22 protein-coding genes and 1 tRNA gene are annotated in these 26,745 nt (G+C 67.8%); 8 read left to right on the forward strand and 15 right to left on the reverse strand.

What is annotated here, in order from left to right; all coding sequences use genetic code 11:
* Window positions 1–6: 6 nt before the first annotated feature.
* The gene (locus tag ACQW02_RS13240; protein WP_431285708.1) at window positions 7–1,389 is read left to right on the forward strand and encodes an LLM class flavin-dependent oxidoreductase; all 1,383 of its coding nucleotides are present in this window, start codon (window positions 7–9) and stop codon (window positions 1,387–1,389) included.
* Between the two features lie 46 nt (window positions 1,390–1,435).
* Here ACQW02_RS13240 and ACQW02_RS13245 read toward each other — a convergent pair whose 3' ends face one another.
* The 3 genes from ACQW02_RS13245 to ACQW02_RS13255 form a co-directional block, all read right to left on the reverse strand.
* Window positions 1,436–1,978, reverse strand: a complete 543-nt coding sequence (locus ACQW02_RS13245; protein WP_431285709.1) for a GNAT family N-acetyltransferase — start codon at window positions 1,976–1,978, stop codon at window positions 1,436–1,438.
* 16 nt (window positions 1,979–1,994) lie between these two features.
* Window positions 1,995–3,674, reverse strand: a complete 1,680-nt coding sequence (ettA, locus tag ACQW02_RS13250) for an energy-dependent translational throttle protein EttA (RefSeq protein WP_431285710.1) — start codon at window positions 3,672–3,674, stop codon at window positions 1,995–1,997.
* 103 nt (window positions 3,675–3,777) lie between these two features.
* Window positions 3,778–3,851 (reverse strand) — tRNA-Ile (locus tag ACQW02_RS13255).
* A gap of 112 nt (window positions 3,852–3,963) precedes the next feature.
* Here ACQW02_RS13255 and ACQW02_RS13260 point away from each other — a divergent pair.
* Together ACQW02_RS13260 and putA are read left to right on the forward strand one after the other, a co-directional pair.
* Window positions 3,964–5,154 carry a pyridoxal-phosphate-dependent aminotransferase family protein gene (locus ACQW02_RS13260; RefSeq protein ID WP_431285711.1) on the forward strand — a complete coding sequence of 397 codons (1,191 nt, stop codon included), beginning with the start codon at window positions 3,964–3,966 and terminating at the stop codon, window positions 5,152–5,154.
* A 66-nt stretch (window positions 5,155–5,220) separates the two neighbouring features.
* A complete protein-coding gene (putA, locus tag ACQW02_RS13265; protein ID WP_431285712.1) occupies window positions 5,221–9,060 on the forward strand; it encodes a trifunctional transcriptional regulator/proline dehydrogenase/L-glutamate gamma-semialdehyde dehydrogenase in 3,840 nt (1,279 codons plus the stop codon).
* Here putA and ACQW02_RS13270 read toward each other — a convergent pair.
* Window positions 9,057–9,818: a sterol desaturase family protein gene (locus tag ACQW02_RS13270; RefSeq protein ID WP_431285713.1), complete on the reverse strand. Its 762-nt coding sequence runs from the start codon at window positions 9,816–9,818 to the stop codon at window positions 9,057–9,059. The two genes, putA and ACQW02_RS13270, sit on opposite strands and share 4 nt — an antisense overlap.
* 120 nt (window positions 9,819–9,938) lie before the next feature.
* On the opposite strand from ACQW02_RS13270, the gene ACQW02_RS13275 reads away from it, so the two are divergent.
* Window positions 9,939–11,246: a M20 family metallopeptidase gene (locus ACQW02_RS13275; protein WP_431285714.1), complete on the forward strand. Its 1,308-nt coding sequence runs from the start codon at window positions 9,939–9,941 to the stop codon at window positions 11,244–11,246.
* A gap of 266 nt (window positions 11,247–11,512) precedes the next feature.
* Here ACQW02_RS13275 and ACQW02_RS13280 read toward each other — a convergent pair whose 3' ends face one another.
* The 6 genes from ACQW02_RS13280 to ACQW02_RS13305 are packed head-to-tail and all read right to left on the reverse strand — an operon-like array spanning window position 11,513 to window position 17,479.
* Complete coding sequence (locus tag ACQW02_RS13280; protein ID WP_431285715.1) at window positions 11,513–12,382, reverse strand: TauD/TfdA dioxygenase family protein; 870 nt, start codon at window positions 12,380–12,382, stop codon at window positions 11,513–11,515.
* Window positions 12,383–12,413: 31 nt separating this feature from the next.
* The gene (locus tag ACQW02_RS13285; RefSeq protein WP_431285716.1) at window positions 12,414–13,172 is read right to left on the reverse strand and encodes an ABC transporter permease; all 759 of its coding nucleotides are present in this window, start codon (window positions 13,170–13,172) and stop codon (window positions 12,414–12,416) included.
* Complete coding sequence (locus ACQW02_RS13290) at window positions 13,169–13,969, reverse strand: ABC transporter permease (RefSeq protein ID WP_431285717.1); 801 nt, start codon at window positions 13,967–13,969, stop codon at window positions 13,169–13,171. The genes ACQW02_RS13285 and ACQW02_RS13290 overlap by 4 nt, the downstream gene beginning before the upstream one ends.
* Window positions 13,969–15,039: an ABC transporter substrate-binding protein gene (locus ACQW02_RS13295; protein ID WP_431285718.1), complete on the reverse strand. Its 1,071-nt coding sequence runs from the start codon at window positions 15,037–15,039 to the stop codon at window positions 13,969–13,971. Before ACQW02_RS13295 ends, ACQW02_RS13290 begins: the two co-directional genes overlap by 1 nt.
* The gene (locus tag ACQW02_RS13300) at window positions 15,036–15,863 is read right to left on the reverse strand and encodes an ABC transporter ATP-binding protein (RefSeq protein ID WP_431285719.1); all 828 of its coding nucleotides are present in this window, start codon (window positions 15,861–15,863) and stop codon (window positions 15,036–15,038) included. The genes ACQW02_RS13295 and ACQW02_RS13300 overlap by 4 nt, the downstream gene beginning before the upstream one ends.
* Window positions 15,860–17,479 (reverse strand): hypothetical protein, encoded by a 1,620-nt coding sequence (locus tag ACQW02_RS13305; RefSeq protein WP_431285720.1) that lies wholly within the window; start codon window positions 17,477–17,479, stop codon window positions 15,860–15,862. The genes ACQW02_RS13300 and ACQW02_RS13305 overlap by 4 nt, the downstream gene beginning before the upstream one ends.
* 633 nt (window positions 17,480–18,112) lie before the next feature.
* Between ACQW02_RS13305 and ACQW02_RS13310 the strand changes: the two genes are divergently transcribed.
* The 4 genes from ACQW02_RS13310 to ACQW02_RS13325 are packed head-to-tail and all read left to right on the forward strand — an operon-like array spanning window position 18,113 to window position 22,024.
* On the forward strand, window positions 18,113–19,126 hold the full coding sequence (locus ACQW02_RS13310) for an ABC transporter substrate-binding protein (protein ID WP_431285721.1): 1,014 nt from the start codon (window positions 18,113–18,115) through the stop codon (window positions 19,124–19,126).
* The gene (locus tag ACQW02_RS13315; RefSeq protein WP_431285722.1) at window positions 19,123–19,980 is read left to right on the forward strand and encodes an ABC transporter permease; all 858 of its coding nucleotides are present in this window, start codon (window positions 19,123–19,125) and stop codon (window positions 19,978–19,980) included. Before ACQW02_RS13310 ends, ACQW02_RS13315 begins: the two co-directional genes overlap by 4 nt.
* Window positions 19,977–20,684, forward strand: coding sequence for an ABC transporter ATP-binding protein (locus ACQW02_RS13320; RefSeq protein WP_431285723.1), 708 nt, complete (start codon window positions 19,977–19,979; stop codon window positions 20,682–20,684). The genes ACQW02_RS13315 and ACQW02_RS13320 overlap by 4 nt, the downstream gene beginning before the upstream one ends.
* A complete protein-coding gene (locus ACQW02_RS13325; protein ID WP_431285724.1) occupies window positions 20,681–22,024 on the forward strand; it encodes an LLM class flavin-dependent oxidoreductase in 1,344 nt (447 codons plus the stop codon). The genes ACQW02_RS13320 and ACQW02_RS13325 overlap by 4 nt, the downstream gene beginning before the upstream one ends.
* 45 nt (window positions 22,025–22,069) lie before the next feature.
* On the opposite strand, the gene ACQW02_RS13330 is transcribed toward ACQW02_RS13325, so the two are convergent.
* Genes ACQW02_RS13330 through ACQW02_RS13350 form a run of 5 tightly spaced genes read right to left on the reverse strand, consistent with a single transcriptional unit; the run spans window position 22,070 to window position 26,743 of the window.
* The gene (locus ACQW02_RS13330) at window positions 22,070–22,900 is read right to left on the reverse strand and encodes a TauD/TfdA dioxygenase family protein (protein ID WP_431285725.1); all 831 of its coding nucleotides are present in this window, start codon (window positions 22,898–22,900) and stop codon (window positions 22,070–22,072) included.
* A 10-nt stretch (window positions 22,901–22,910) separates the two neighbouring features.
* Complete coding sequence (locus ACQW02_RS13335; protein ID WP_431285726.1) at window positions 22,911–23,738, reverse strand: ABC transporter ATP-binding protein; 828 nt, start codon at window positions 23,736–23,738, stop codon at window positions 22,911–22,913.
* Window positions 23,735–24,541: an ABC transporter permease gene (locus tag ACQW02_RS13340; RefSeq protein WP_431285727.1), complete on the reverse strand. Its 807-nt coding sequence runs from the start codon at window positions 24,539–24,541 to the stop codon at window positions 23,735–23,737. The genes ACQW02_RS13335 and ACQW02_RS13340 overlap by 4 nt, the downstream gene beginning before the upstream one ends.
* Window positions 24,538–25,368 (reverse strand): sulfurtransferase, encoded by an 831-nt coding sequence (locus ACQW02_RS13345; protein ID WP_431285728.1) that lies wholly within the window; start codon window positions 25,366–25,368, stop codon window positions 24,538–24,540. Before ACQW02_RS13345 ends, ACQW02_RS13340 begins: the two co-directional genes overlap by 4 nt.
* A gap of 10 nt (window positions 25,369–25,378) precedes the next feature.
* A complete protein-coding gene (locus ACQW02_RS13350) occupies window positions 25,379–26,743 on the reverse strand; it encodes an NtaA/DmoA family FMN-dependent monooxygenase (protein WP_431285729.1) in 1,365 nt (454 codons plus the stop codon).
* Between the last annotated feature and the right edge of the window lie 2 nt (window positions 26,744–26,745).

Below are 26,745 nucleotides of genomic sequence, written 5' to 3' on the forward strand. Positions count from 1 at the left end.
ACCTGCATGTCCACTGCCCCGCGCCAGATGGCGATGGTCGCGTTTCTCCAGGCGCAGAACTGTTCGAACCTGCCGGCGTCCTGGCGGCATCCCGCCTCGGCGTCGGATTTCATGACACCGGAATACTACCAGCGCATCGGCCGTGTGCTGGAGGAAGGCCGCTTCCACATGGCCTTCTTCGACGACCGGCTGGCGATGCCGGACATCTATTCCGACGACTTCGCCAATACGGTCGCGCATGGCATCCGCGCGGTAAAACTCGACCTGGTCTCGATCGTCACCGCCATGGGGCTGGCGACAACGAAGCTCGGCCTCGGCGCGACCTATTCCACCACCTATTACGAACCCTATCACGTCGCCCGCGTCTTCGCGACGCTCGACCTGATGACCCGTGGCCGCTCGGCCTGGAACATCGTCACCTCGCTGAACAATTCGGAGGCGCTGAACTTCGGCAAGACCGAACACCTGGAACATGACCTGCGCTACGATCGCGCCGAGGAATTCATGCAGGTCGTCATGGGCCATTGGGGCGCCTGGGACGATGACGCGCTGAGCGTGGACAAGATCTCCGGCCGCTTCGCCGATCCGGCCAAGGTGCGCCGCCTGAACCACGTGGGCGAGTTCTTCAAATCGCGCGGCCCCTTCACCGTGCCGCGTTCGCCGCAGGGTCATCCGGTCCTGTTGCAGGCGGGGCAGAGCGGCCGTGGCCGCAGTTTCGCCGGCCGCTGGGGCGAGGTGATCTTCGTGGTCTACCCGTCCCTGGCCAATGGCCAGAAGCAATACGCCGAACTGAAGGCCGCCGTCGCCGCCGCCGGGCGCAACCCCGACCATGTGACGGTCGCCCCCGCCTGCTACGTCGTCTGCGGCGAAACGGCGCAGATGGCGGCCGACAAGAAGGGCCTGCTCGACAGCCTGCCCAAGCCGATCGACGGACTCACGCTGCTGTCCGAAGTGCTGAACTACGACCTCGCCCAAAAACCCTATGATGAACCCATGACGGATGACGAATTGGCATCACTGTCATGGCACGGCTTCCGCGACCGCGTGATCCAGCTCAGCGGCAAGACCAACCCCAGCGTCGGGGATTTCGTGCATTTCTCCGGGCGCGGCACGATCAAGGAACACCACGCCTTCATCGGCACGCCAAGCCAGGTCGCCGACCAGATGGAGGAATGGTTCGTCGGCCGCGCCTGCGACGGCTTCGTGCTGGCAGCGACGCATATGCCCGGCGCCTACGAGGATTTCTCCCGCCTGGTGGTGCCCGAATTGCAGCGTCGCGGCCTGTTCCAGACCGAGTATCGCGGCAACACGCTGCGCGAGAACCTGGGCCTGCCGCGCCCCGATGCCGAGGACTGCCGCCGGCAGGCGGCAGCCGCCGTCGTGGGCTGAAGCGCCCGAGCGCTTCAGCAAAAATCCACACCAGAAAATGCCGGGACTAGGTATCGAGGCTCGGGTCAGGCCTGCCTGACGGCGCCACGCTTTCAAACAGCAGCATCGCATGCCCTTGGTGCACATGCTCACCCGCCAACCGCATGCCGATGTCCTCCAGCACGCCACGGCTTGCCTGGTTGCTCGCCCGCGCCACCGCCACGATGCGCGCCAGGCCAGCGGCATGGCCAAAGGCCAGCGCCGCCACCGCCGCCTCCCGCGCATAGCCGCGGCCGCGGCATTCCGGCCAAAGCGCGAAGCGCAGCGCGACGCCGCGCCCGTCGGGGCGTTCCATCAGCCCCGCGATCCCCAGAAAATCCCCGGTCTCGCGCAAAAACACGCTCCAGATGCCGTAGCCGCGGACGGTCCAGAATTCCTGGTCGTCCAGCAATTCTTCCCGCGCGCGTTCAGGAGAGCGCACGCCATGAAGCATCACGTCGAATACGCGCGGGTCGGCCTTCAGCCGGATAATATCGTCCAGGTGCTCCGGCCCGGGCGGCAGCAGCGACAGGCGCGCGGTGGTGATGCCGCGCGCCGTGTGGATCTGCATGTCCCCGTGCTTTCTTTCAGCGTGCGAGCGGCCGGTACTTGATCCGATGCGGCTGATCCGCGGCGACGCCAAGTCGACGTCGCTTATCCGCTTCGTAGGCCTGGAAGTTACCCTCGAACCACTCGACGTGGCTGTCGCCCTCGAAGGCCAGGATATGCGTCGCCAAGCGGTCGAGGAACCAGCGATCGTGGCTGATGATCACGGCGCAGCCGGCGAAATCCATCAGCGCCTCTTCCAGCGCGCGCAGCGTGTCCACGTCCAGGTCGTTGGTCGGTTCGTCCAGCAGCAGGACATTGCTCTCCCGCTTCAGCATCTTGGCCAGGTGCACGCGGTTGCGCTCACCACCCGACAGCACGCCGACCTTCTTCTGCTGGTCGGTGCCCTTGAAGTTGAAGGCGGCGACATAGGCGCGCGACGGGACTTGCCGCTTGCCAAGCGTGATCATGTCCATGCTGTCGCTGATCTCGGCCCAGACGGATTTGTCCGGGTCCAGGCTGTCGCGCGACTGGTCGACATAGCCGAGCTTCACGCTGTCTCCGACGATCAGCTTGCCCTCGTCGGGGGTTTCGCCGCCGGTGATCATGCGGAACAGGGTGGTCTTGCCCGCACCGTTCGGCCCGATCACGCCGACGATGCCACCGGGCGGCAACTTGAACGACAAATCGTCGATCAGCAGCCGGTTGCCATAGGCCTTGCGCAGCTCCTCGGCGACGATGACGACATTGCCCAGGCGGGGGCCGGGCTGGATGACGATATCCACCTCGCCCGTGCCCTTCTCCTGGCTCTTGGCCAGCAGGTCTTCATAGGCGGAGATACGCGCCTTGCTCTTGGCCATGCGGCCGGCGGGCGTGCGCCCGATCCATTCCTGCTCGGCGGCCAGCGAGCGCTGGCGGGCGCTCTCTTCCCGCTCCTCCTGCTGCAACCGCTTCCGCTTCTGGTCGAGGTAGTTCGAGTAATTGCCCTGGTACGGGAAGGCCCGGCCGCGATCGACCTCCATGATCCAGTTGGTGACGTTGTCCAGGAAGTAACGGTCGTGGGTCACGACCAGCACCGCGCCCTGCCATTCGCGCAGGGTCTTTTCCAGCCAGGACACGCTTTCGGCGTCCAGGTGGTTGGTCGGTTCGTCCAGCAGCAGCAGGTCGGGCTTTTCCAGCAGCAGCTTGCACAGCGCGACGCGGCGCTTTTCACCGCCCGACAGCGTGTCGATCTTACTATCGGCCGGCGGGCAGCGCAGCGCGTCCAGCGCCACCTCCACCTTGCGGTCGATTTCCCATCCGTCTGCGGAATCGATGGCGTCCTGCAATTCGGCCTGTTCGGCCAGCAGATCGTTCATCTTCTCCTCGGTCATCTCCTCGGCAAAAGCTTCGGAGATTTCGTTGAAGCGCTTCAGTTGCGCATTCAACACGACAAAGGCGTCCATGACATTCTCGCCGACCGTCTTGGTCGGGTCGAGTTGCGGCTCCTGCTCCAGGTAACCGACGCGGGCGCCCTCGGCGACCCAGGCCTCGCCGCCGTATTCCTTGTCGCGCCCGGCCATGATCTTCATCAGCGTGGACTTGCCGGCGCCGTTGGGGCCGAGCACGCCGATCTTGGCATCGGGCAGGAAGGACAGGGTGATGCCCTTGAAGACCTCGCGCCCGCCCGGGTAGTTCTTGGTCAGGTCCTTCATGACGTAGATGTATTGCCAGGCAGGCATGGGATGCTCCGGTCGCGCGGGGGCGTGTGTGTATTTCGCTGCGGGTTCTAAGGCCCCGGGCGATGGGGGGAAAGGGCGGCCCGGTCGTGGCTGGGGTGCTGCATGGGCCCGGCAGGACTTGAACCCGCAACCAAGCCGTTATGAGCGGCCCGCTCTAACCAATTGAGCTACAGGCCCATGCAGCCCGTGTGATAGGGGCTGCGCCGCGCCCGAGGCAAGCCGGGGCACCCTCGACGGGCCGGCCCGGCGCGGCGATAACAGCAACAATCAGAGGAAAGGCGTTCATCGCATGGGCCAGGCTGCGCGCACCCCCAGGGGCAGGCATTTCTTCGCCAACCCGGGGCCGACCAATATTCCGGACAGCATCCTGCATGCCGTCGCGCATCCATCGGTCGATTTCAACGATCCCACCTTCTTCGCCCTGTACGAACACTGCGTCGCCGGGCTGAAGCGCATCCTGAAGACCCAGGACGAGATCTTCCTCTACACCGGCTCCGGCCACGCCGCCTGGGAGGCGAGCCTGGTCAACCTGCTGTCGCCCGGCGACCGGGTGCTGATCATCGAAACCGGCCATTTTTCCGACTCTTGGGCCAAAATGGTCGCCGACCTGGGCCTGGTCGCCGACACCCTGGCGGCCGACTGGCGCCGGGGTGCGGATTTCGCGGGCTTGCAGGCGGCGCTGGCGGCCGATTCCGGCCATGCGATCAAGGCGGTCTGCGCGGTCCATAATGAAACCGCGACCGGCATGATGCTGCCCCTGCCCCAGGTCAGGGCGGCGATGGACGCGTCCGGGCACCCTGCCCTGCTGCTGGCCGATACGATCTCCTCCCTCGGCAGCCTGGATTTCCGCATGGATGAATGGGGCGTGGATGCCGCCGTGGGTGGCAGCCAGAAGGGGCTGATGCTGCCCACCGGCATGAGTTTCACGGGTGTCTCGGCCAAGGCGATGGCCGCCCATGCGGGGTCGCGCCTGCCCAAGCATTATTTTTCCTGGACCAATATGCTGGGCCGCAAGCACAAATCCTTCGTCGGTACGGTGCCGGTCACGCTGTTCTATGGCTTGCAGGAATCGTTGCGGCTGATTGACGAAGAGGGCCTGGACCAGGTTTTTGCCCGCCATTCCCGCCTGGCCGAGGCCGTCCGCCGCGCCGTGCGCCACTGGTCGGGCAACAACGGCCCGCAACTCTTCTGCGAAAGCCCGGACCGGTTTTCCGACAGCGTCACCGCCATCCTGATGCCGGAGGGCCATGATGCGGAGGCCGTGCGGACCACGGCCTTGGGCAAGTTCAACGTCTCCCTCGGCGCGGGGCTGGGGCGGCTGAACGGGCGGGTGTTCCGCATCGGCCATCTGGGCGACCTGAACGAGCCGATGATCCTGGGCACGCTGGCCTCGGTCGAGATGTCGCTGAAGCTCTGCGGCGTGCCGCATGCGCCGGGCGGCGTGGATGCGGCCATGGCGTATCTGGTCAGCGCCGCCTGACACTCGGGTGCAACCCGGCGAAAATCGGGTTGCACCTTTCGAATTCCGGGTGCTACCAATCCGTGCATGGCAAGCACCACGATCGGCGTCAAAGTCGATGACTCGCTCCGCGCCCGCCTGAAATCGGCGGCCGAGGCCCAGGGCCGCACGCCCCACTGGCTGGTCAAGCAGGCCATCCTCTCGGCGCTGGATGCGCTGGAGCGCGGCGATGCCCTACCCGCCTTCGAGGATGGGCGCGGCGTGCAGTCCCTGCTGGAAGCCGAATTGCCCGCGACCACACAGCCCTTCCTGGCCTTCGCCCAGTCGGTGCAGCCCCAAAGCGTGCTGCGCGCCCGCATCACCGAAGCCTATCGCCGGCCGGAGGAGGACTGCCTCCCTGCCCTGATCTCCCGCGCCACCCTGCCCGAACCCGTCACCCATGCCGCGCGCGACACCGCACGGCGCCTGGTCGAAGCCCTGCGCGCACAAGGCGCCCGTGGCGGGATGGAGGGGCTGGTCCAGGAATTCTCCCTCTCCACGCAGGAGGGCGTGGCGCTGATGTGCCTGGCCGAGGCCCTGCTGCGCATCCCGGATCGCGCGACCCGCGACGTGCTCATCCGCGACAAGATCGGGCAAGGCGACTGGCGTGCCCACCTCGGCCACAGCCCGTCCCTGTTCGTGAATGCCGCCACCTGGGGCCTGGTCGTCACTGGCCGCCTGACCGCCACCAGCAGCGAGGCCGGGCTGAGTTCCGCCCTGGCGAAACTGATCGGCCGCGGCGGCGAACCTGTGATCCGCAAGGGCGTGGACCTGGCCATGCGGATGCTGGGCGAGCAATTCGTCACCGGCCAGACCATCGCCGAAGCCCTGGCCAATAGCCGCCGCATGGAAGCCCGCGGCTTCCGCTTTTCCTACGACATGCTGGGTGAGGCCGCGACGACCGCCGAGGACGCCGCCCGCTATTGCCGCGACTACGAACAGGCGATCCATGCCATCGGCCGCGCCGGCGGCGGGCGTGGCATCTACGAAGGCCCCGGAATCTCGATCAAGCTCTCCGCCCTGCATCCGCGCTACAGCCGCGCGCAGCATGGACGGGTGATGGCCGAACTGCTGCCGCGCGTTCTGGCGCTGGCGGTGCTGGCGCGGCGTTACGACATCGGTCTGAACATCGATGCCGAGGAAGCCGACCGGCTGGAAATCTCACTCGATCTGCTGGAGGCGCTGTGCTTCGCGCCGGAACTGGCCGGCTGGAATGGCATCGGCTTTGTCGTGCAGGCCTACCAGAAACGCGCGCCCTTCGTGCTGGACCATCTGATCGACCTGGCACGGCGCAGCGGCCACCGGTTGATGCTGCGGCTGGTCAAAGGCGCCTATTGGGACAGCGAGATCAAGCGCGCCCAGGTCGATGGGCTGGAGGGGTTTCCGGTCTTCACCCGGAAAATCCACACCGACGTCTCCTTCCTCGCCTGCGCGCGCAAACTTTTGGGGGCGCCGGATGCGATCTTCCCGCAATTTGCCACCCATAATGCCCAGACGGTGGCGACGATCCACGCCATGGCGGGCGGCAATTTCTACACCGGCCAGTATGAATTCCAGTGCCTGCACGGCATGGGCGAACCGCTCTACGAAGAGGTCGTCGGGCGCGACAAACTGAACCGGCCCTGCCGCATCTACGCGCCCGTGGGCACGCACGAGACGCTGCTCGCCTATCTGGTGCGGCGCCTGCTGGAAAACGGCGCCAACGCCTCCTTCGTCCATCGCATCGGCGACAGCGCCGTATCGGTGGAGGAATTGATCGCCGACCCGGTTGAGGCCGCGCGCGCCATCGACCCGCCGGGGTCCCCCCATCCGCGCATCGCCCTGCCGCGCGCCTTGTTCGGCGATGCACGGGCCAATAGCGCCGGGCTGGACCTGTCCAACGAACAGCGCCTGGCCTCGCTCTCCGCCGCCCTGCTGGCCGGCAGCGATGCGGCGCTGATCGCCGCGCCCATGCTGGGCGATGGCGACATCGCCGGCGCGGCCCGCGACATCCGCAACCCCGCCGACCAGCGTGACCTGGTGGGGCGGGTGGTCGAGGCCACGCCCGCCATCGTCGATGCCGCCCTGGCCCAGGCCGTCGCCGCCGCCCCCATCTGGCAATCCACCCCGCCCGCCGCACGCGCCGCCTGCCTGGAGCGCGCCGCCGACCTGATGGAGGCCCGCCTGCCCGCGCTGCTCGGCCCCATCGTGCGGGAGGCCGGCAAGTCGCTGCCCAATGCCATTGGCGAGGTGCGCGAAGCCGTCGATTTCCTGCGCTACTACGCCACCCAGGCGCGGGAAAATTTCGCCAACGACACGCACCGCCCCCTCGGCCCCGTCGCCTGCATCAGCCCTTGGAATTTCCCGCTCGCCATTTTTACCGGCCAGGTCGCCGCAGCCCTGGCCGCCGGCAATACCGTGCTGGCGAAACCCGCCGAGGAAGTGCCGCTGATCGCCGCCATCGCATTGCGGCTGCTGCGTGAGGGCGGGGTGCCGCCAGGCGCCCTGCAACTGCTGCCGGGCGACGGCACCGTGGGCGCGGCGCTGGTCGCCGATCCGCGCATCCGCAGCGTGGTGTTTACCGGATCGAACGAGGTCGCGCGGCTGATCCAGCGCCAACTCGCCGAACGGCTCAGCCCCGATGGCCAGCCGATCCCGCTGATCGCCGAAACCGGCGGCCAGAACGCCCTGGTCGTGGACAGTTCCGCCCTGGCCGAACAGGTGGTCGGCGATGTGCTGGCCTCCGCCTTCGACAGCGCGGGGCAGCGCTGTTCGGCGCTGCGGGTGCTATGCCTGCAGGAAGACGTCGCCGATCGCGTGCTGACCATGCTGAAAGGCGCGCTGGCCGAGGTCTCGGTCGGCAACCCGGACCGCCTGTCCACCGATGTCGGCCCGCTGATCAGCGCCGAGGCGCAGCATGGCATTCTGACCCACATCGCCACGATGCGGGACCAAGGCCACGCGGTGCACGCCCAGCCCCTGCCCGACACCTGCCAGCACGGGTTCTTCGTCGCCCCCACGATCATCGAGATCGACAGCCTCTCCGCACTGACCCACGAAGTTTTTGGCCCGGTGCTGCACGTCCTGCGCTTCCGCCGCGACGGGCTGGATGCCCTGATCGACCAGATCAATGGCCTGGGCTTCGGCCTGACCTTTGGCGTGCATTCGCGCATCGACGAAACGATCGCGCGCGTGACCGAAGGGGCGTCGGCCGGCAATATCTACGTCAACCGCAACATGATCGGCGCGGTGGTCGGTGTGCAGCCCTTTGGCGGGCATGGCCTCTCCGGCACGGGGCCAAAGGCGGGCGGGCCCTTGTATCTGCGCCGCCTGCTGGCGGCCTGCACCGTGGAACCCGACCTGCCCCGCGCCCCGGCGCCAGACGCGGCCGCCATGGCCTGGCAGGCCGCGCAAGGTCCAGCCGCGGCGCGCTGCGGGCGCATCCTCGCGCAGTCGCGGCTTGGCGTCGCATTGGCGCTGCCGGGACCGGTGGGGGAGAGCAACCTCTACAGCCTGCATCCCCGCGGCCGCGTGCTCTGCGTGGCCGCGAGCGGCTTTGGCCTGGCGGTGCAGGTGGCGGCGGCACTCGCCACCGGTAACGACGCAAAAATCTGGGCGCCAAACGTCAGCCTTCCCGCCGCCCTGCCCGCGCGCGTCACGCGGGCGCAAAGCCGCGACGCCAGCGATTGCGACCTGGTCCTGTTCGAAGGCGCCGGGGACGACCTGCGCCAGGTCTGCCAGGAGGTCGCGGCCCTGGCGGGGCCGATCCGCCCCGTCTTCGGCGCGGCACCTGACCGGCTACAGGCCGACCAGGAGGGCTATCCGCTGGAATTCCTCCTGGCCGAACGCAGCATCAGCACCAACACCGCGGCGGTCGGCGGCAATGCCAGCCTGATGGCGATCGGCTAATCCCGGAACGGCTGGGTCAGCAGCCGGTCCAGCCTTTGTTCGGCCGGGTTACGGAACTGCGGCAGTCCGATGGTGATCCCGTCCCGCCCTGCCACCGCCTCGGCCCGGTAGGTGCCAAAGATCCGGTCCCACCAGGCCAGGCAAGAAGCAAAATTGCTATCCGTCTCGGCGCGCAGCACCGAATGATGCACGCGGTGCATGTCGGGCGTCACCAGCACCCGCCGCAACGCGGCATCCACCGCCACCGGCAGGCGCAAATTGCCATGGTTGAACAGGGAACTGGCGTTCAGCAGCACCTCGAACACCACGACCGCCAGGGCCGGCGCGCCGAGTGCGACGACCACCGCCATCTTGATCAGCATCGACAGGATGATTTCCACCGGGTGGAAGCGCAGCCCGGTCGTGGTGTCGAACTCGGTATCGGCATGATGCATCCGGTGCAGCCGCCAGAGCAGCGGCACCGCATGAAATACCCGGTGCTGAAAATAGATCGCCAGGTCCAGTGCCAGCACCGCCACCGGCAGCGCCAGCCAGGACGGCACGGCGTGCAACAGGCCGATCCCCTGCCCCTGTGCCCAGATCGCAGCCCCCACCGCCGCCACGGGGAACAGCACCCGCACCAGCACCGAATCAACCACCAGCACGCCCAGGTTGGCGGCCCAGCGACGTGCCTTCGCCTCCGGCTGGCGCCATGGCCAGAACAATTCCGCCAGCGCCATGGCGGAAAGCACCAGGGCGAAGGCGCCAAGCCGGATCATAGGTTCCTGCATACCGCTCAAGATGGACCCGCACAGGGTCCAGGCAAGCCTGGGCACGTCGGTTGACGCCACGCGCGCCTGGCAGGACGTTGCGGCCGTCCACAACAGCAGGAACATCGCGTGACCGAAGCCTCAACCCGTGCCCGCGCGGCCGCCAGCCAGAACCGCGACGCCTCGGTGGCCTTCCTGCAAGAGCTGATCCGCCTGCAACCCAAGGGCGAGGACGCCGTCCAGGCCCGCATGGCCGCGGAGTTCGAGGCCCTGGGCTGCGAGATCTCCCGCCTGCGCTACCAGCCCGCCGATGTCACGATGAAGCTGGAATTCGCCAATGCCTCGGCCCAGGCTGCGGAGGAACGCGAGGCGATCACCGCCACCCTGCGCGGCAGCGGCGGCGGGCGCAGCCTGATCTTCTTCGGCCACCCCGATGGCGAACCCATCGCCGGGACCGAGACCTGGACCCACGACCCCTTCGCCGCGACCATCGAAAACGGCCGCCTATATGGCTGGGGCATCGCCGACGACCTGGCCGGCATCGCGACGATGACCGAGGCCGTGCGCGCCATCCGCAGCGCCGGGCTGACCACCCAGGGCGACGTCATCCTGACCAGCACCCCCAGCAAGCGCCACGCGCGCGGCGTGCATGCGGTGATGCAGGCGGGGCACCTGGCCGATGCCGCGATCTACTGCCACCCGGCCGAATCCGGCGTCGGCATGCGGGAAGTGAAAACCTTCGCCAGTGGCCAGGTGGAATTCCGCGTGACCGTCGCCGGCGCCCCGCCGCCGACCACCGAACCCGGCCACACCGCCTTCGCCCACCTGGCGGTCAACCCGCTGGACAAGGCGCTGGTGGTGATCGCGGCGCTGAAGGCGCTGGACGCGCGCCGTGGCGACCGCATCAAGCACCCGTCGCTGGAGGCGGCGATCGGGCGTTCCACCAACCTGTTCATCACCTACATCAACTGCGGCAACCCCAATAAATTCGCCCGCACGCCGGCCTCGGCAACCCTGGGCGCCGCCCTGTCCTTCCCACCAGGCGAGGCGCTGGCCGATGTGCAGGCCGAGGTCCTGGCCACCATCGCCGAAGCCGCCGCGGCCGATCCCTTCCTGGCGGCGAACCCGCCGGTCGTGGAATGGCACGCGGGCGTGACGGGCGGCGAGGTGCCGGAGGACCACCCGCTGTACCAGGTGGTCAGCGCCGCGGTCACCGCCGTCACGGGTGCCGCGCCGCACATCAACCCGCTGCATACCTCGTCCGATATCCGCAACCCGATGGTGCAACAGGGCATCCCCTGCGTCGGGCTGGGTCCGCTCTGCGGCGACCTGACGCAGACGGGGCGGCATGATGAATGGGTGGATGTGGAGGATTGGCTGAAGAACGTGGAGGTCGCCGCGGCGACCATCGCGGATTGGTGCGGGACGAAGGGCTGAAGAACAGGCCGAGGGGGGCGCGCGCGGCGCCCCCCGGGCCATGTCGTCACCTGCGTGGGTAGCCTCCCGGCGCCGCTCCCGGCCCATCGGGACAAGGCCTGGGCCAAGGCCGGGAGTGCGAAGGCGGCCAGGCATCGGCCCCGGCGTCGAAGTAGCGGTTGGCGGGTCGCGCAAGGCCGACATGATCGCGCAACGTGTCCCCGTCATAAGCGATGCGGAACAGGCCCCGCTGCTGCAGCAGCGGCACCACCTCCGCGACAAAGACGTCAAACAGCGCCGGCAGGATCGGTGGCATGGCCTTGAACCCATGCGTGCAGCGCCTCACCCTTGACCGTGACGCGCGACCCGCTGCGCGTATTCGGGAAGTAATCCCAGACCGCCAGGTGCTGCACCGCGCGGTTGTCCCAGAAGGCCACCGAATTCGGCTGCCACTGGAAGCGAACCTGGAAATCCGGCTTCTCCGCGTGGCTGTAGAGGTAGCCGAGGATCGCCTCGCTCTCCTCCTCCGAGACCTCGTTGATGCGCACGGTAAACCCACGATTCACATACAGCCCGCGCCGGCCGCTGATCGGGTGGCGGATCACGACGGGATGCACCGCACTGGGATGCACCCGGCCGCTGTCGTCGATGCCCAGCAGCCGGTTGGTGCGGCGGTAGGACCGTTCGCCAGAATGAGTGGCGGTCAGCCCCTCCAGATAGGTCTTCAACTTCGGCGACAGCGCGTCATAGGCCGCGGCGAGGCTGGAAAACAGCGTATCGCCCCCGATCGGCGGCACGGTGTGCAGATGCAGGATCGAGCCGAGCGGCGGTTCCTGGAAGCAGGAAACATCGGAATGCCAACGCTCGCCATTGATGCGCTTGCTATTGGCATCGGCATGGATCGGCAGGATCTCCGGATGCCCCTCCGGCCCCGGCGCATTCGGGTGGATGTCGAGCTGGCCGAAGTAGCGGCCGAACTGCTTCTGGCTGTCGTGGTTGAAGTCCTGGTCGCGGAAGAACAGCACGCCGAATTCACCCAGCGCGCGATGCAACTGGTCCACCTGCGCGTTGGACAGGGGGCGAGTGATGTCGATGTCGCGCACCTCGGCGCCGATGTTTGGAGAAAGCCGATTCAGGGTGATGGCGTCGTAGGACATTGTGGGTCTCCTATGGTTTCGGGTTGGATCGTCAGGCCAGGTCGAGCCGCGATGGCGACAGGCGCGCGCAGCCGAACCGCACGACCTGGCTTAGCACCAGGCCGACACCGCCGAGCACCACGACGCCCAACAGCACCAGCGCCATGTCGAAGGTGTCGCGCCCCTCGATCAGCACCCCGCCGAGGCCGGTGCCCTTGGCGAGGAAGTATTCGGCGCCGATGGTCGCCAGCCAGGCGTGCATCAGCCCGATCTGCACGCCGGTCATCAGCGACGGGATCGCCGCCGGCAGCCGGATGCGGGTCAGTCGCTGCCAGGGGCCGAAGCGCAGGGCCGCGCCGACTTCCAGCAGCGGGCGAGGCGTGCTGGCCACGCCTTCCCAGGTGTTCAGCACCACTGGGGTGAAGCTAGCCAGGGCGACGAAGGCGATGCGCGCCTGTTCACCAAAGCCGAACCACATCGCGATCAGCGGGATCCAGGCGAAGACCGCGACATTCTTCAGCGCATGGAAACTCGGCCCCAGCAGCCGATCCGCCGGCCGCGACAAACCGCAGAGCAGACCAAAAGCCAGCCCCAGGCCGGCGCCGAGCGCGAAGCCCGCGACGCAGCGCCCCAGGCTGGTGCCCAGCGCCACGAAGATCATGGGATCGGTCAGCACCCGCCAGGCGGTGGTGGCGACCTCCGCTGGCGGGGGCAGCAGCCGGGGGTCGGTCAGCCCCGCCAGGCTCGCGCCCTGCCACAGCGCCAGCAGCAGCAGGGGCGGCGTCAGGCCACGCCAGGCCCGGGCGCTCATGCCGGCCGCCAGCGTTGCAGACGGCGTTCCAGCAGCGCCAGCGTGCCGTCGAAGAGCAGCCCGATCGTGGCGATCACCAGGATGCCGGCGACGACGAGGTCCATCTGGAACATCTGCCGGCCCCAGACCAGCAGGAAGCCCAGCCCCTCGGCCGAGGCCAGCAGTTCCACCGCCACCAGCGCCTTCCAGCAACTCGTCAGCCCGTAGCGAACGCCGGTGAAGACCGGCGGGATCGCCGCCGGCAGCACCACATGCCGCAGCAATTGCAGGCGGCTGTAGCGGAAGGCGGTGCCGACCTCGACAAAGCCACGCGGCACGGCGCGGATTCCGGCATGGGTGTTGATGGCGATCGGCACCAGCGCCGCCTTGGCGATGATGACGATCTTCAGCGCCTCGCCGATGCCAAGCGGCAGCATCAGCAAGGGAACCCAACCGATCACAGGCACCTGCGCAATGGCCAGGAAACTCGGCCGCAGGTAGTCATCGACCCGTGGCGACAGCGCCATGGCCGCACCCAGCGCCAGCCCCGCCAGCGCGCCAATGGCAAAACCCTGGGCCACGCGGCCCATGCTCCATAGCGCGTGGCTTTGCAGGTCGCCGGATTTCCAGAGTTCGCCCAGCGTGGCCCAGACCTCGGCCGGTGCGGGCAGGATGGCGGGTGTCAGCCAGCCCGCCCGCGCCGCGATGACCCAAAGCAGCAGCCCCGCCAGCGGCACCACCAACGCCGAAGGCCAGGTCGGCAGCCGCCAGGCCAGGGGCTGGCGGGACCGGCCCAGGGGTAGGACCGAGGCCGACATCAGGCGCTGATCTCCCGGCCCTCGGCATCACGGCGCTGCCAGCGCTGTTGCAGGCCGAGGTCGCGCAACGCCGCGTCCAAATGGCGCGTGTCGAACCAACTCGCGGTATCGACCTGGCGGCGTACCAGCCGGTGTTCCAGCGCCTGGTCCGCCTGGATCCGGTATTGGCCCTGCAGGAAGGTGTCGAGCAGCGGGTTGTTGCGGAAGGCCAGCGGCAGGCCTGCAAAATCCTCGCGGAAGTTGTCCACGGAATGACCGGACTTGCCCCAGATCTGGAACAACTCCTCGCGGTTTTCCTCCTTCGACGCCCAGTCGGAGGCGCGCACGAAGCTGTTCACGATGCGGCCCGTGAGTTCGCTATTGGCGCTGTCGAAGGCTTCCTGCACCAGCAGGTGCGAATGCCGGGCAAAGCCGGGATTGTCGCCCTTGGTGCTGTAGACGATCTTTGCCAAGCCGCGCCGTTGCAGCCCGAACAGCACCGGCGAACTGAAGGCCGCATCGATGCTGCGCGTCGCCAGCGCCGCATCCGATGCCGCGAAATCCAGGTTCACCACGCGCAGGTCGCGTTCGGTCAGGTTGTTCGCCGCCAGCACCTTGGCGATGGACAGATGCAGGTTGGTGCCGCGGTGCCAGGCCACGCTCTTGCCGCGCAGATCGGCGGGGCCACGGATCGTGCTGTCGGGCGGCACGGCGAGGTAGATCGGATTGTTCACGCCATTGGCCAGGATCAGCTTCGTGCGCAGCCCATTGGCGCGCCCGATGACGGCGGGCAGGTCGCCCTGCAACGCGAAATCCAACTGGTTGTTGGCCAGGGCCTCATTCACCGCGGGACCGGCGCCAGCGAAGAAGGACCATTGGATCTGCAACCCGCGTTCATCGGCGAGGTCGCGTTCCAGCCAGCCCTCGGCATGCGACGCCGCGATCGGCGAACCACCGGTGAACTGCCGGTTGCCCGCGCCGATGGAGGCGAAGCCGATGCGCACCACGCGGGTCTGCGCGCGCAGGATGCGCGGTGCGAACAGCGCCGCCGTGGCGGCGGCGATGGAAATCCGACGGGAGATGGTGGTCATGACCGTGAAACGCCTTCCTGGTTGTTGCCGTCATCAAGGGTGGCCAGCACCTCCGCCCGCAGCCGAGCGAAACCCGCATCGGCATGGTCGCGGGTCAGGCCGCTGGTGAGATCGAAAATCCGGGCAATCCGCCCTGGTCGTGGCGTCATCACCACGATCCGCGTGCCCAGCAGCAGGGCCTCGTCCACATCATGGGTGACGAGCAAGGTCGTGGTGCGCTCCCTCTCCCAGATGCGACGCAATTCGCGTTGCAGCCGCGCACGGGTCAGCGCGTCGAGCGCGCCAAAGGGTTCGTCCATCAGCAGGACATCGGGACCATTGACCAGGCCGCGCGCGATCGCCGCACGCTGCGCCATGCCGCCGGAAAGTTGATGCGGCCAGGCGTCCTCGAAGCCCGTCAGCCCGACCAGCGCGATGTGGTCGGCGACGGCCAGGCGCTTCACCTCGGGACCGACCGGCGCATTCAGCAGCGCGGTGGCGACATTCTGGGCGACGGTCAGCCAGGGAAACAGGCGCGGTTCCTGGAACACCAGGCCGCGTTGCAGGCTTGGCCCGGTGATCGGCTGGCCGGCGTGCAGAAGCGTGCCGGCATCGGCCGTCTCCAACCCCGCGAAAAGCCGCAGCAGCGTGGATTTCCCACAGCCGCTGGCACCGAGGATGGTGACAAACTCCCCGTCATCGACATCAAGGTCGATGCCGGTGAGCGCCACGAGTTCGGCGCCCGCGATATGGAACCGCTTGGTGACGCCGCGGGCCGACAGGGCGATGCGGGGCGGCGCTGCCGCCGCCCCCGAGTCCCGCGCCCGCTCCAGGACAGCGCTCACACCGTCACCCGCGTGCCGTCGAAGCGCGTGAAGGTGAAGCCGTCGAAGGGTTCGGCGAAGGTCGCACGCTGTTCGCGCAGCAGGCTGATCACCAGATCCTCGCCCTGCGGGAAGGAGGCTGCGGCATCGGAACGCCAATGGATGCCGCCCCAGGTCCGCCCGCCCGAATAGTTCAGCGCCAGCTTGTTCAACTCACCGCCGATGGTCAGCGGCGGCCCGCGATAGGGGATCAGCCGCGTCGGATCATTCGGATCGGGCTGCACGGGATTCGGGAACTCGCGGCTCTCGTCATAGAAGGCCTTGAGCAAGGTGGCGGTGACCGCGGCATTGATGGCCGCACCGCCCGGATAGGACGAGTGCAGCGGTGCGCCTTCCGGGAAAATATGGCCCAGCAGGAAGGTGCCATGCTTCGCCCGGCTGCGTTCCAGCGCCTGCGACCCAAGCAGGGTCTGGTGGATCGGGTAATCCGTGACGTTGTTCGCCAGCCGGTGATGCACAAGGCCGGCAAAGGCCTCCGGGCGCAGAATCCGCTGCGCGTACCATTTCTGATAGTAGTTGATGCGGATGCCGCTCGACGCCGCAAGGTTGATCAGCGCCTGGTAATAGGCAGTGCCGAACGTGCCCGCGGCCCCCGCCTGGCTGCGCGATCGCAGATAGGGATCGCTGGGCGCGGCCGCCGACTGGTTCCCGGGATACAACCCGCCATAGGCCGGATCCGCCGCAAAGGCCGGCACGCCCAGCAACTGGTTGGCGACGAAGGTGAAGGCCTGCGCCGTATGCGCATAGGCGCCAAGGTCGCGGCCATTGACGATATAGCGCGGCGCGGCCTCATAGGTGATGCGCGCACGCGGCGCGCCGCCATTCTGCACATGCAGCCATTCATCATAGCCCGTGAGGAAATCCGGCGCCTGCGCATAGGCGCGGATCTTTGCCGACAGGCTCTGATTGCCCAGCGGCACGTCGCGATAGAGGAATTGCGAGACCAACGGCCCATCCACCACACCCGGCGGCGTCACCCAGCGCGGCGTGGCACCCGTCGGGTCCGAGGCATCGACATAGCTGACGCTGCCGCGGAACAGGCTCTGCGGCGTCACCTGACCATTGATCTTCGGGCCGCGAAATTCGGGGATCCGGTTCAACTCATCCACCGCCGCGCGGACAAGTTCGTTGTCAGTGTCGTCGCGATAATCGGAAAAGGGCACGTCGCGCAGCAGCGATTGCCAATAGATCTCGACCGCATCCGCCGCGCGCGCGGCACCGGCCAGCGCCGGCGCCGCCGGCAGGCCGAATTGCGCGGCGTTCAACCCCTTCAGGCTGATCGCCAGCGTGCCGACCGGATTGACCAGCTTGCGCGTGCCGCCAAGGGGAATCTTCTCGAAGTCGGCCGGGTCGCGCGTGGTGAAGGCGATACTGGCCAGGCGCCAGGCCTCGGGCTGCACTTCACCGCGCGCGTCATGCGGCAGGCCGCGGGTGTCGGTGCCGATGCGGCTCGGGTACCGATCCTGGTCGCCATTCACCGGGTGCGGCGGAATGGGGGCCGCGGCGGCGTCCAGCGCCAGGCGCTGCCGCAGCACAAGCGCACGTGCCCGGAACTGCTCGTCGTAGCTTTGCGCCACGCTTGCCGCTTGCGCTGGTGGAACGCTTTGCGCCGTTGCCGGCGCCGCGGCGCCCAAAGCGGCCGCACCGGCAACCAGCAATGAACGTCGTTCGAGATCAGGACTGCGATGTTGGGTCATGGAAAGGCTCCCGCCTGGAAGGGGTCGATGATGTCGGCTGAGGCAGACGCAGGGCGTGCGGGCTCACCGACATCGCAGCCATGGACGGAGAAATTGTCTCGGCATGAGTCAGGTCCGATGCAGTGATGAAGGGGCGGACGGCACGGCGCACGCGCCGGACGGATCAGGGCCGAAGCGTCAACAGCTCACCAGGCAGGCGCCATCCTGCCAGACGGAGATCGACATGGGTGCAGACCTCCTGTGTCGCGTGACCACCATCGGCCGCGACACGCACATCAATTCCACGCGGTAAAATAGGAGTCAATTATAAAACACGATTTATTCGTGTTGATTCGTTCGGGCGACCCGCGTAGCCTTGCGTCATCACGGCAAGCATGCGGCCACACCCGTGTCATTCAACGCCGAGTTAGCGCCAGGATTATTCCACATGTTTTTGGTGTGTTTTCTGATGATGCGATGTCGACCGCGCTTCGCAGCACCCCTCGCACCACAACGAAGACCAGGACCCAATCCATGATCCGCCCCACACGCCGCGCACTGCTCGCAGCCCTTCCCGCACTGCACTTCGCCACACCACGCGCCCAGGCAGCCAGCCTGCCAACCGAGATTCCGCGCGGCACGCGCCTGACGATCGGCGACCCTGTCATCCAGAAAGCGCTCGAATTTTCCGGTGCCGTCCGCGAACTGCCCTTCACCCCACGCTTCGCCAATATCAGCGGTGGACCGCGCACGCTTGAGGCGTTTCGGGCCCGTGCGCTCGATCTCGGATCGGTCGCCGATATCCCACCGATCCACGCAACCTGGACCGGGCTTGATATCCGCATCATCGCCGTCCGCTTCAGGCAGGATTGGCGCGCCCATCCCGTGTATCGCATCGCCACCGCGCCGCGGTCCGGCATCGCGACGCTTGCCGACCTGTGCGGCAAGCGCATCGCCTATAGTCCGGGCCAGGCGCAGGGTGTCCTGGTGCTGCGCCTGCTGCGCGACCAGGGGCTGGGCCGGCGCGACGTGAGCCTGGTCGAATTGCCGAGCACCGGCGATGTCTATCCCAATGCGCTCGCCAGCAACCTGGTCGATGCGGCGCCCGTCTCCGGCACCAACCTGTTCCGCTACATCGAGAATTTTTCGCGCGACGGTGCGCGTGCGCTCGACCACGGGCTGCGCGACGATCCGGCCTTCCTCTACGCACCGCGTGCCGTGTTGGACGATCCCGCGCGCGCGGCAGCGGCCGCGTCCTATGTCCAGGCCTGGGCACGGGCGCGACGCTGGGTCGAGGCCAATCCGGCGCAGTGGATCGATCGCTATCACGTCCGCGACCAGGGGCTGACGCTCGCCGATGGGCAGGCGATCCACGCGGGCGAAGGCGTGGCCGACATCCCCGCCGACTGGACGGACGCCATCGCCCGCCAGCAGGACACGATCGACCTGATGGCGGAGGAGATGGGCCAGCCACGCTTCGATGCCGCGACCATCTTCGACCGGCGCTTCGAGCCCCTGGCCGCCGCCGCGGTCGCGGTGCGCGGATGAGCCCGCCCGAAGCCCAGGCCGTCGCCCTCGCGGCACCACGGCTGTTCCGCGCGCCGGCCGCCAGGCCCGTGCCGGTGCGACGCCGGCTGGGGCCTGGCCCCGCCATTCCCTTCGCCGGCGCCATCGGTCCCCTGCTGATCCTGGCGGTATGGTCGCTCTCCTCGGTCGCCGGCTGGGCCGATCCGCGGCTGCTGCCCGCGCCCTGGCGCGTCGTCGAAACCGCAGTGCAGCTCATCGAAAGCGGCCGGTTGCAGGACAACCTGGCGATCTCGGCCTTGCGCGCGGCCATCGGCCTTTCGCTCGGCGTGGTGATCGGCACGGTTCTGGCGTTGATCGCCGGGCTCAACCGGCTGGGCGATGCCGTGATCGACGGGCCCGTGCAGATCAAGCGGGCGATTCCGAACCTGGCCTTGGTGCCGCTGCTGATGCTCTGGCTCGGCATTGACGAGGTGATGAAGATCACGATCATCACCCTCGCCGTCGTCGCGCCGATCTATGTCCATACCCACAATGGGCTGCGCGCGATCGACCAACGCTATGTCGAACTGGCGCAGAGCCTCGATCTCTCGCAATGGCGCTTCATCCGCGATGTCGTGTTGCCCGGCGCGCTGCCGGGCTTCCTGCTGGGGCTGCGCTTCGCGATGACCAGCGCCTGGCTATCGCTGGTGGTGGTCGAACAGATCAACGCGGTCAGCGGCATCGGCTACATGATCGATCTCGCGCGCAGCCATGGGCAAACCCGCATCATCCTGGTCGGCATCGCGGTCTATGCGATTCTCGGCCTGGTGTCGGATCTCGGCGTGCGGCTGCTGCAGAAGCGCGTCTTGCGCTGGCGCCGGAGTCTGGCGGAATGACCATACGCATTCGCCAACTCGTCCGGCGCTTCGCGGGGCGGCAGGTGCTCGGCCCGATCGACCTGGACATCGCGCCTGGTGAGTTCGTCGCCCTGCTCGGGCGCAGCGGTTCGGGCAAGAGCACGCTGCTGCGCGCACTCGCCGGGCTGGACACGCAGGTGGACGGTGATGGCAGCATCACCGTGCCTGATCGCCTGTCCGTCGTGTTCCAGGATGCACGCCTGCTGCCCTGGCGGGGCGTGCTCGACAATGTCGTGCTCGGGCTGGACGGCGCCGATGCGGCGGCGCGCGGGGCCGCCGCGCTGGCCGAGGTCGGTCTTGCGGGGCGCGAACACGCCTGGCCGCACGAATTGTCGGGCGGTGAGCAGCAACGCGTCGCACTGGCGCGGTCGCTGGTGCGGGCGCCCGAACTGCTGCTGGCCGACGAGCCCTTCGGCGCGCTCGATGCGCTGACGCGCCTGCGCATGCATGCGCTGCTGCGCCGCCTGCACGCGGCCCACCGCCCGGCCGTACTGCTGATCACCCATGATGTGGACGAGGCGCTGGTGCTCGCCCGCCGAATCCTGCTGCTCGACGAAGGCAGGCTGGTCGCCGACCGGCGCATCGACCTGCCTGTCGAAACCGCCGCCCGGGCCGCGGAGATCCTGCGCCTGAAAACAGACATGCTCGCCGCCATCGGCGTTGAAGAAGGACTTGTCGCATGACCGCACGCCAATTGAACCTCAACCTGTTCATCTACCCCGACGGCCATCACGAAGCGGCCTGGCGCTACCCAGGCTCGCAACCCGACCGGCTGCTGGACCTGGAATGGTTCCAGGCCCTGGCACAGCGCGCCGAGGCCGCGGCCTTCGACGCCGTCTTCTTCGCCGATGGGCCGGCGCTGCCGGAGAACATCCAGTTCGCACCGCGATTCCGGCTGGAGCCGATCACCTTGCTCGCCGGCATCGCGGCAGCGACATCACGCATCGGCCTGATCGCCACCGCCTCCACCACCTATCACGAGCCCTATAATCTCGCGCGGCTCTTCGCCTCGGTGGATCATCTCAGCCGGGGCCGCGTGGGGTGGAACATCGTCACGACCTCCACCGCCGCGGCGGCGCATAATTTTGGGCTGGATGAGCACCCCGCCCATGCCGCGCGCTATGCTCGGGCCGAGGAGTTTGTCGACGTTGTCAGCAAGCTGTGGGATTCCTGGGAGGATGATGCGGTCATCGCCGATCCCGTCAGCGGGCAATACGCCGATCCGTCAAAAATCCATCGGATCGATCATGCCGGGGCGCATTTCCGCGTGCGTGGCCCGCTCAATGCCCCGCGTTCGCCGCAGGGGCGGCCGGTCTATATCCAGGCCGGCTCGTCGGAAGATGGCCGGAGCTTCGCCGCGCGCCATGCCGAGGCGATCTTCACCGCGCATCAGACCCTCGCCGCGGCCCAGGCCTTCTACGCCGACATCAAGTCCCGCGCCCAGGGCTTTGGGCGGCGGCCGGAGCATATCAAGATCCTGCCGGGCATCAGCCCCTTCATCGCCAGCACCGAGGCCGAGGCGCGGGCCTTGCAGGATGAGTTCAACGCGCTGACCCAGCCGGCCTATTCGTTGCAGCAGCTGCGCCAGATGCTGGGGGTGGATTTCTCCGGGCATGACCTGGACGCGCCCTTCCCACGACACCTGATCCAGCCGGATAGCGCGCGCGCCGTCGCCAGCCGGTTCCAGGTGGTGCTGGATATCGTCGATCGGGAAAAGCCGACCCTGCGCGGGCTGATCCATCGCCTGGCCGGCGCACGCGGTCATTTCGTGATGGCCGGCACACCCGATCAGGTCGCCGACCACATCGAAACCTGGTTCACGCAAGGTGCCGCGGACGGGTTCAATGTCATGCCGCCCTGGCTGCCCGGTGGCTTCGACCTTTTCGCCGATGAGGTGGTGCCGATCCTGCGCCAGCGTGGCCTGTTCCGCCACGCATACACAGGCAGCACGCTGCGGGAACATTTCGGCCTGCCGCGGCCCGGGAGCCTGTTCAGCCAGCCAGCCCGGCAGTTGGCATCGTGACACAGCGGGTGGGCGCCACGATGGCGCCCACCCGCCGGGTCGTGTTCATGCCGCGAGCCGTTCGCCCTTGATGGTGACGCGCGATCCGGTCCGGGTGTGGGGGAAGTAATCCCAGATCGCCAGGTGCTGCACGGCGCGATTGTCCCAGAAGGCGACGCTGTCCTTGCGCCATTGGAAGCGGATCTGGAAGTCCGCCTTCTCCGTGTGCTGGAACAGGAAGTTCAGGACCGCCTCGCTCTCTTCCTCCGACACCTCGTTGATGCGGTAGGTGAAAAGGCGATTCACATAGAGGCCACGCCGGCCGGAGATCGGGTGGCGGACGACCACCGGATGCGTGGCGCTGGGGAAGACGCGGCCACGATCATCCACCCCGTTCAGCCGGTTGCGGTTGCGATAATTGCGTTCGCCGGAATGGAAGGCGGTCAGCCCTTCCAGATACGCCTTCAGCCGCGGCGACAACGCATCATAGGCAGCGGCCAGCGAGGCAAACAGCGTATCGCCACCCAGTGGCGGCACCGTATGCAAATGCAGGATCGAGCCCAGGGGCGGTTCCTGATGGCACGACACGTCGCTGTGCCATTTTTCGCCGGCGATGATCTTCGACTGCGCATCGGCATGGATCGGCAGGATCTCCGGATGGCCTTCCGGTCCCGGCGTATTGGGATGGATGTCCAACTCGCCAAAATAGCGCCCGAAGCGTTTCTGGGCGTCGTGGTCGAAGCGCTGGTCGCGAAAGAACAGCACGCCGAATTCGCCGAGCGCGCGATGCAACTCGCTGACCTGGCTGTTGGACAGAGGCCGAGTGATGTCGATGTCGCGCACCTCGGCGCCGACATGCGGCGAGATGCGATGCAGGTTGAGGCTGTAGTCGCTCACGGCAGACTCCTCAGGCGATGGGGGGAAGGTCGAGCGCGTCCCAGACGGCGCCGCACAATTGGCTGAAGACGGGATCACCGCGTAGCGCCCGGCCTTCGCGCGGGCGCGGCAGGGTGATGGGCAGGTCCAGGCGGATGCGGCCCGGGCGGGTGGACAGCACGATGACCCTGTCCGCCAGGGTCACCGCTTCCTCGATGTCATGCGTGACGAAGACCACCGAACGCCGGTGCGTGGACCAGACACGCAGCAATTCGCGCCCCATCACCGCCTTGGTCTGGCTGTCCAGCGCGCCGAAGGGTTCGTCCATCAGATACAGGTCGGGCTCGTAGGCGAGCAGCCGGCCCAGCGCCACGCGCTGGCGCATGCCGCCCGAAAGCTGGTGCGGGCGGTGCTTCTCGAACCCTGTCAGGCGCAGGAAGCCGATGAGGTCCGGCACGCGCCGCGCGATGTCCGCCTTGCTACGCCCTGCGAGTTCGGCCCCCACGGCGATGTTGTCGAAGACCGTGGCCCAGGGCATCAGCGTGTCGCGCTGGAACATGAAGCCGACGCCTGGCGGTGGCGCGGTCACCTTCACGCCATCCACCAGCACGCGGCCGCCGCTTGGCGGCAGCAGGCCGGAAATGACGCGCAGCAGCGTCGATTTGCCGCAACCGGAGGGGCCGACGATGGCGACGAATTCACCCGGCTCCACCCGCAGGTCCAGCCGGTCGAGCACGAGGATCTCCGACCCGTCCAGCCCGGTAAAGGCGATATCCAGGCCCTCCACCGCGATCTTCGCGGGCTGCGTGGTCACGCGATGCTCCTGCGCGGCGCTGGCCGCGGGCAGCCCGTCGTTCATGCGGACCTCCAGGCGGAAAAGCGCCGCTCCAGCAGGGCGACGACGGCATTGCCCAGCATCGCGATGACCATCAGCGCGACCAAACCGGCGAAGACGCCGGTGGTGTCCAGATGGCCGCCGGCGCGTTCGATGTACCAACCGAGCCCGGCGCTCGATCCGATCAGTTCCGCCACGACGGCGCCAATGAGCGACAGCCCGACGCCAAGGCGCAGCCCCGCGATCATCCAGGGCACCACCCAGGCCAGCAGCACCCGCCGCGTGATGAAGCCCGGCGAGGCGCGCATGGTGCGGAACAGGTCCACCAGGTCGCGATCGACCGTCTTTAACCCCTCATGCACATTCAGCATGAAGACGAAGAGCACGGTCGAGAACGCCATCATCACCTTGGAAAACAGGTCGATGCCGAACCAGATGATGAACAGCGGCGCCAGCGCCACGCGCGGCAGGCTGTAGAGCCCGAGCACCAGCGGTTCCGCGACTGCGTTGGCGTATTTGTAGCGCGCCATCGCGACCCCAATCGGCACGCCGACGACGAAGGCGAGCGTCAGGCCCAACCCTGCCTCGGTTACCGTGCGACCGGCGTGGCGGAACAATTCGCCGGTTAGTGCCAGGGACCACAGGCGTTCGGCGATCAGGCTTGGCCGGCTGATCCAGATCGGATCGACGCCAAACACCCCGGCGGATTCCCAGGCGGCGAGGATGACGGCGAAGAGCAGCACGCGGTCGCGCACCAGCCGCCAACGGCGGTCCGGTCGCGCGACGGCACGACGGGGCAGCGCCGCCGTTTCACTCGCTGCACTCATCCCCGTTGCGCCCCCGTGGCGATGGGTCGCGACGGGTCGGCGCTCCAACCGGACCAGGACGCGGGGAACAGCGCCGCCGTGATACCGATCGACGCCAGCGCCGCGATCTGATGCGCCGCCGAAACCCCACCGCCGCAGGACACGGCAATCGACCGCGTGCCATCCACGCCAAGTTCGGCGAACCGCGCGCGCAGGGTTTCGGGGTCCGCGAAGCGGCCATCCGCGCCGAGGTTCGCGCTGGTCGGCGCGCTGATCGCTCCGGGGATATGTCCGGCCGCATAATGCTTGGCGCCGCGCGCATCCAGCAGCGTGCCGTCGCGGGCATGGGCCTGCGCGGCCTCCGCCGTCACGACAGGCAGATGCCCCGGCGTGATGACGACATCGCCGGGATCGGGCAGCGGGATCGCGGTCGTGGTCGCGCCACCGGCGGCGATCCAGGCCGTCAGCCCGCCACTCAGGACGCGCACATCGGCAACCCCGCCCCAACGCAGCACCCACCAGGCGCGCCCGGCACGTTGACCGCGGCTGTCGTCATAGACGACGACCGGCTGGTTCTTGCTGATGCCCCAGCGCCGCGCATCGCGTTGCAGGGTCTTTGCCGCCGGCAGCGGGCGGCGCCCCACCGGCCCGGCGGGCTCATCGGCCAGTTCCGTCGCCAGGTCGACGAAGACGGCGCCGGCGATATGGCCCGCGCGGTAATCGGCACGGCCATCGCCTTCCTCACCCGGCACCCGCACGTCCAGCAGGACGGGCGGCGTGTCGCTGGCAAGCAAGGCGGCGAGGTCGGCGGCCTCGATGAAGACCTGGGTGCGGGTGTCGTGCGGCATGGTGCGGTCCCTATGCCGTCTCGAGCACGGCTGCCGCCGCGCGCGCGACGGTGTGGCGGTTCGTGGGCCACGGCAGGTTGAAGTGGGATCGGAAGGTGCTGCCCTCGTATTCGGTGCGGAACAGGCCGCGCCGTTGCAGTTCCGGCACCACGAATCTCGTGAAGTTCTCCAACGACCCCGGCAGGTAGGGCGGGAACAGGATGAAGCCGTCGGCGGCGCGTTCCTCGAACCAGGTCTCGAAGTAATCCGCGACCTCCTTCGGCCCGCCCACGACCTCCGCCCCGCCATTGGTGCGGCGGAAGGTGCGGAACAGGTCGAGCAAGGTGATACGGTCATCGCCGTAGCTGAGCTTGGCCTGTTCCACGATACGCGCGGCATCGGGGTCGAGCTTGGCCAGCGCGGCAACCTCGCCGATCCAGGCATCGGGGCGCTCACCCGACAGGTCGGCGCCGAGGGCCGTGGACAGCGGCGCGAGGTTGGGCGGGGCCACGGTCAGTTCCTGCACGCGTCGATAGATCGCGTGCCCCTCGGCCTTCGTCTCCCCCACATAATAGGCGATGCCGCAGACGAGGCTCTGGCTATCCGCGCTGCGACCATACTTGGTGAGGCGTCCTTTCACCTCGGCGTAATAGGCGCGGGCCTTGTTGAGTTGCAGCGCGTGGCCGAAGCGGATGTCGGCGTATTTTGCGCCGTATTCGCGCGACCTTTCGCTCTGCCCGGCGGTCAGGATCGGCACCTGACCCTGTGGCGGTCGTACGATGTTCAGCGGGCCGCGTACCTGGAATTCCTCGCCGCGATAGTCGATGCGATGCACCCGGTCGGGGTCGAGGAAGCGGCCGCCATCCTTCTCGGCCACCAGGGCGCCATCTTCCCAACTGTCCCAGAGCTGATGGACGACCTCGGTGAATTCGGTCGCCGTGTCGAAGCGCCGGTCAGTCTGCCAGTGTTCGTCGCGGCCGAAATTCTGCGCGGCTTCAGGGTCGCGACCCGTGACGACATTGAGTGCCAGGCGGCCGCCGCTGAGGTGATCCAGCGTCGCAGACGCCCGGGCGACGTTGAACGGATGCGCATAGGTCGTGTTGACCGTGGCGACGATCCCGATCTTCTCCGTCACCGCGGCGATGTAACCCGCGAGCGTGAAAGCCTCAGGCCGCAGCACCAGGTTCGGGTGTTCGGTCTGCTGCTCCGGCAGGCCGACCACGCGATCGCCGATGAAGTAGAAATCGAGTTTTGCTGCTTCCGACAATTGGGCCGTGCGCTTGAGAAAGACGGGATCGAAGGTGCTGTCGGCCCGGGCATCGGGCAGGCGCCAGCCGGCCGGGTGAAAGCCCGTCGCCCAGATCGAAAAGCCAAGGCGGATGTGCTTGCGGGGCATGA

This window comes from Humitalea sp. 24SJ18S-53 (genome assembly GCF_050632385.1).
GTDB lineage: Bacteria > Pseudomonadota > Alphaproteobacteria > Acetobacterales > Acetobacteraceae > Humitalea.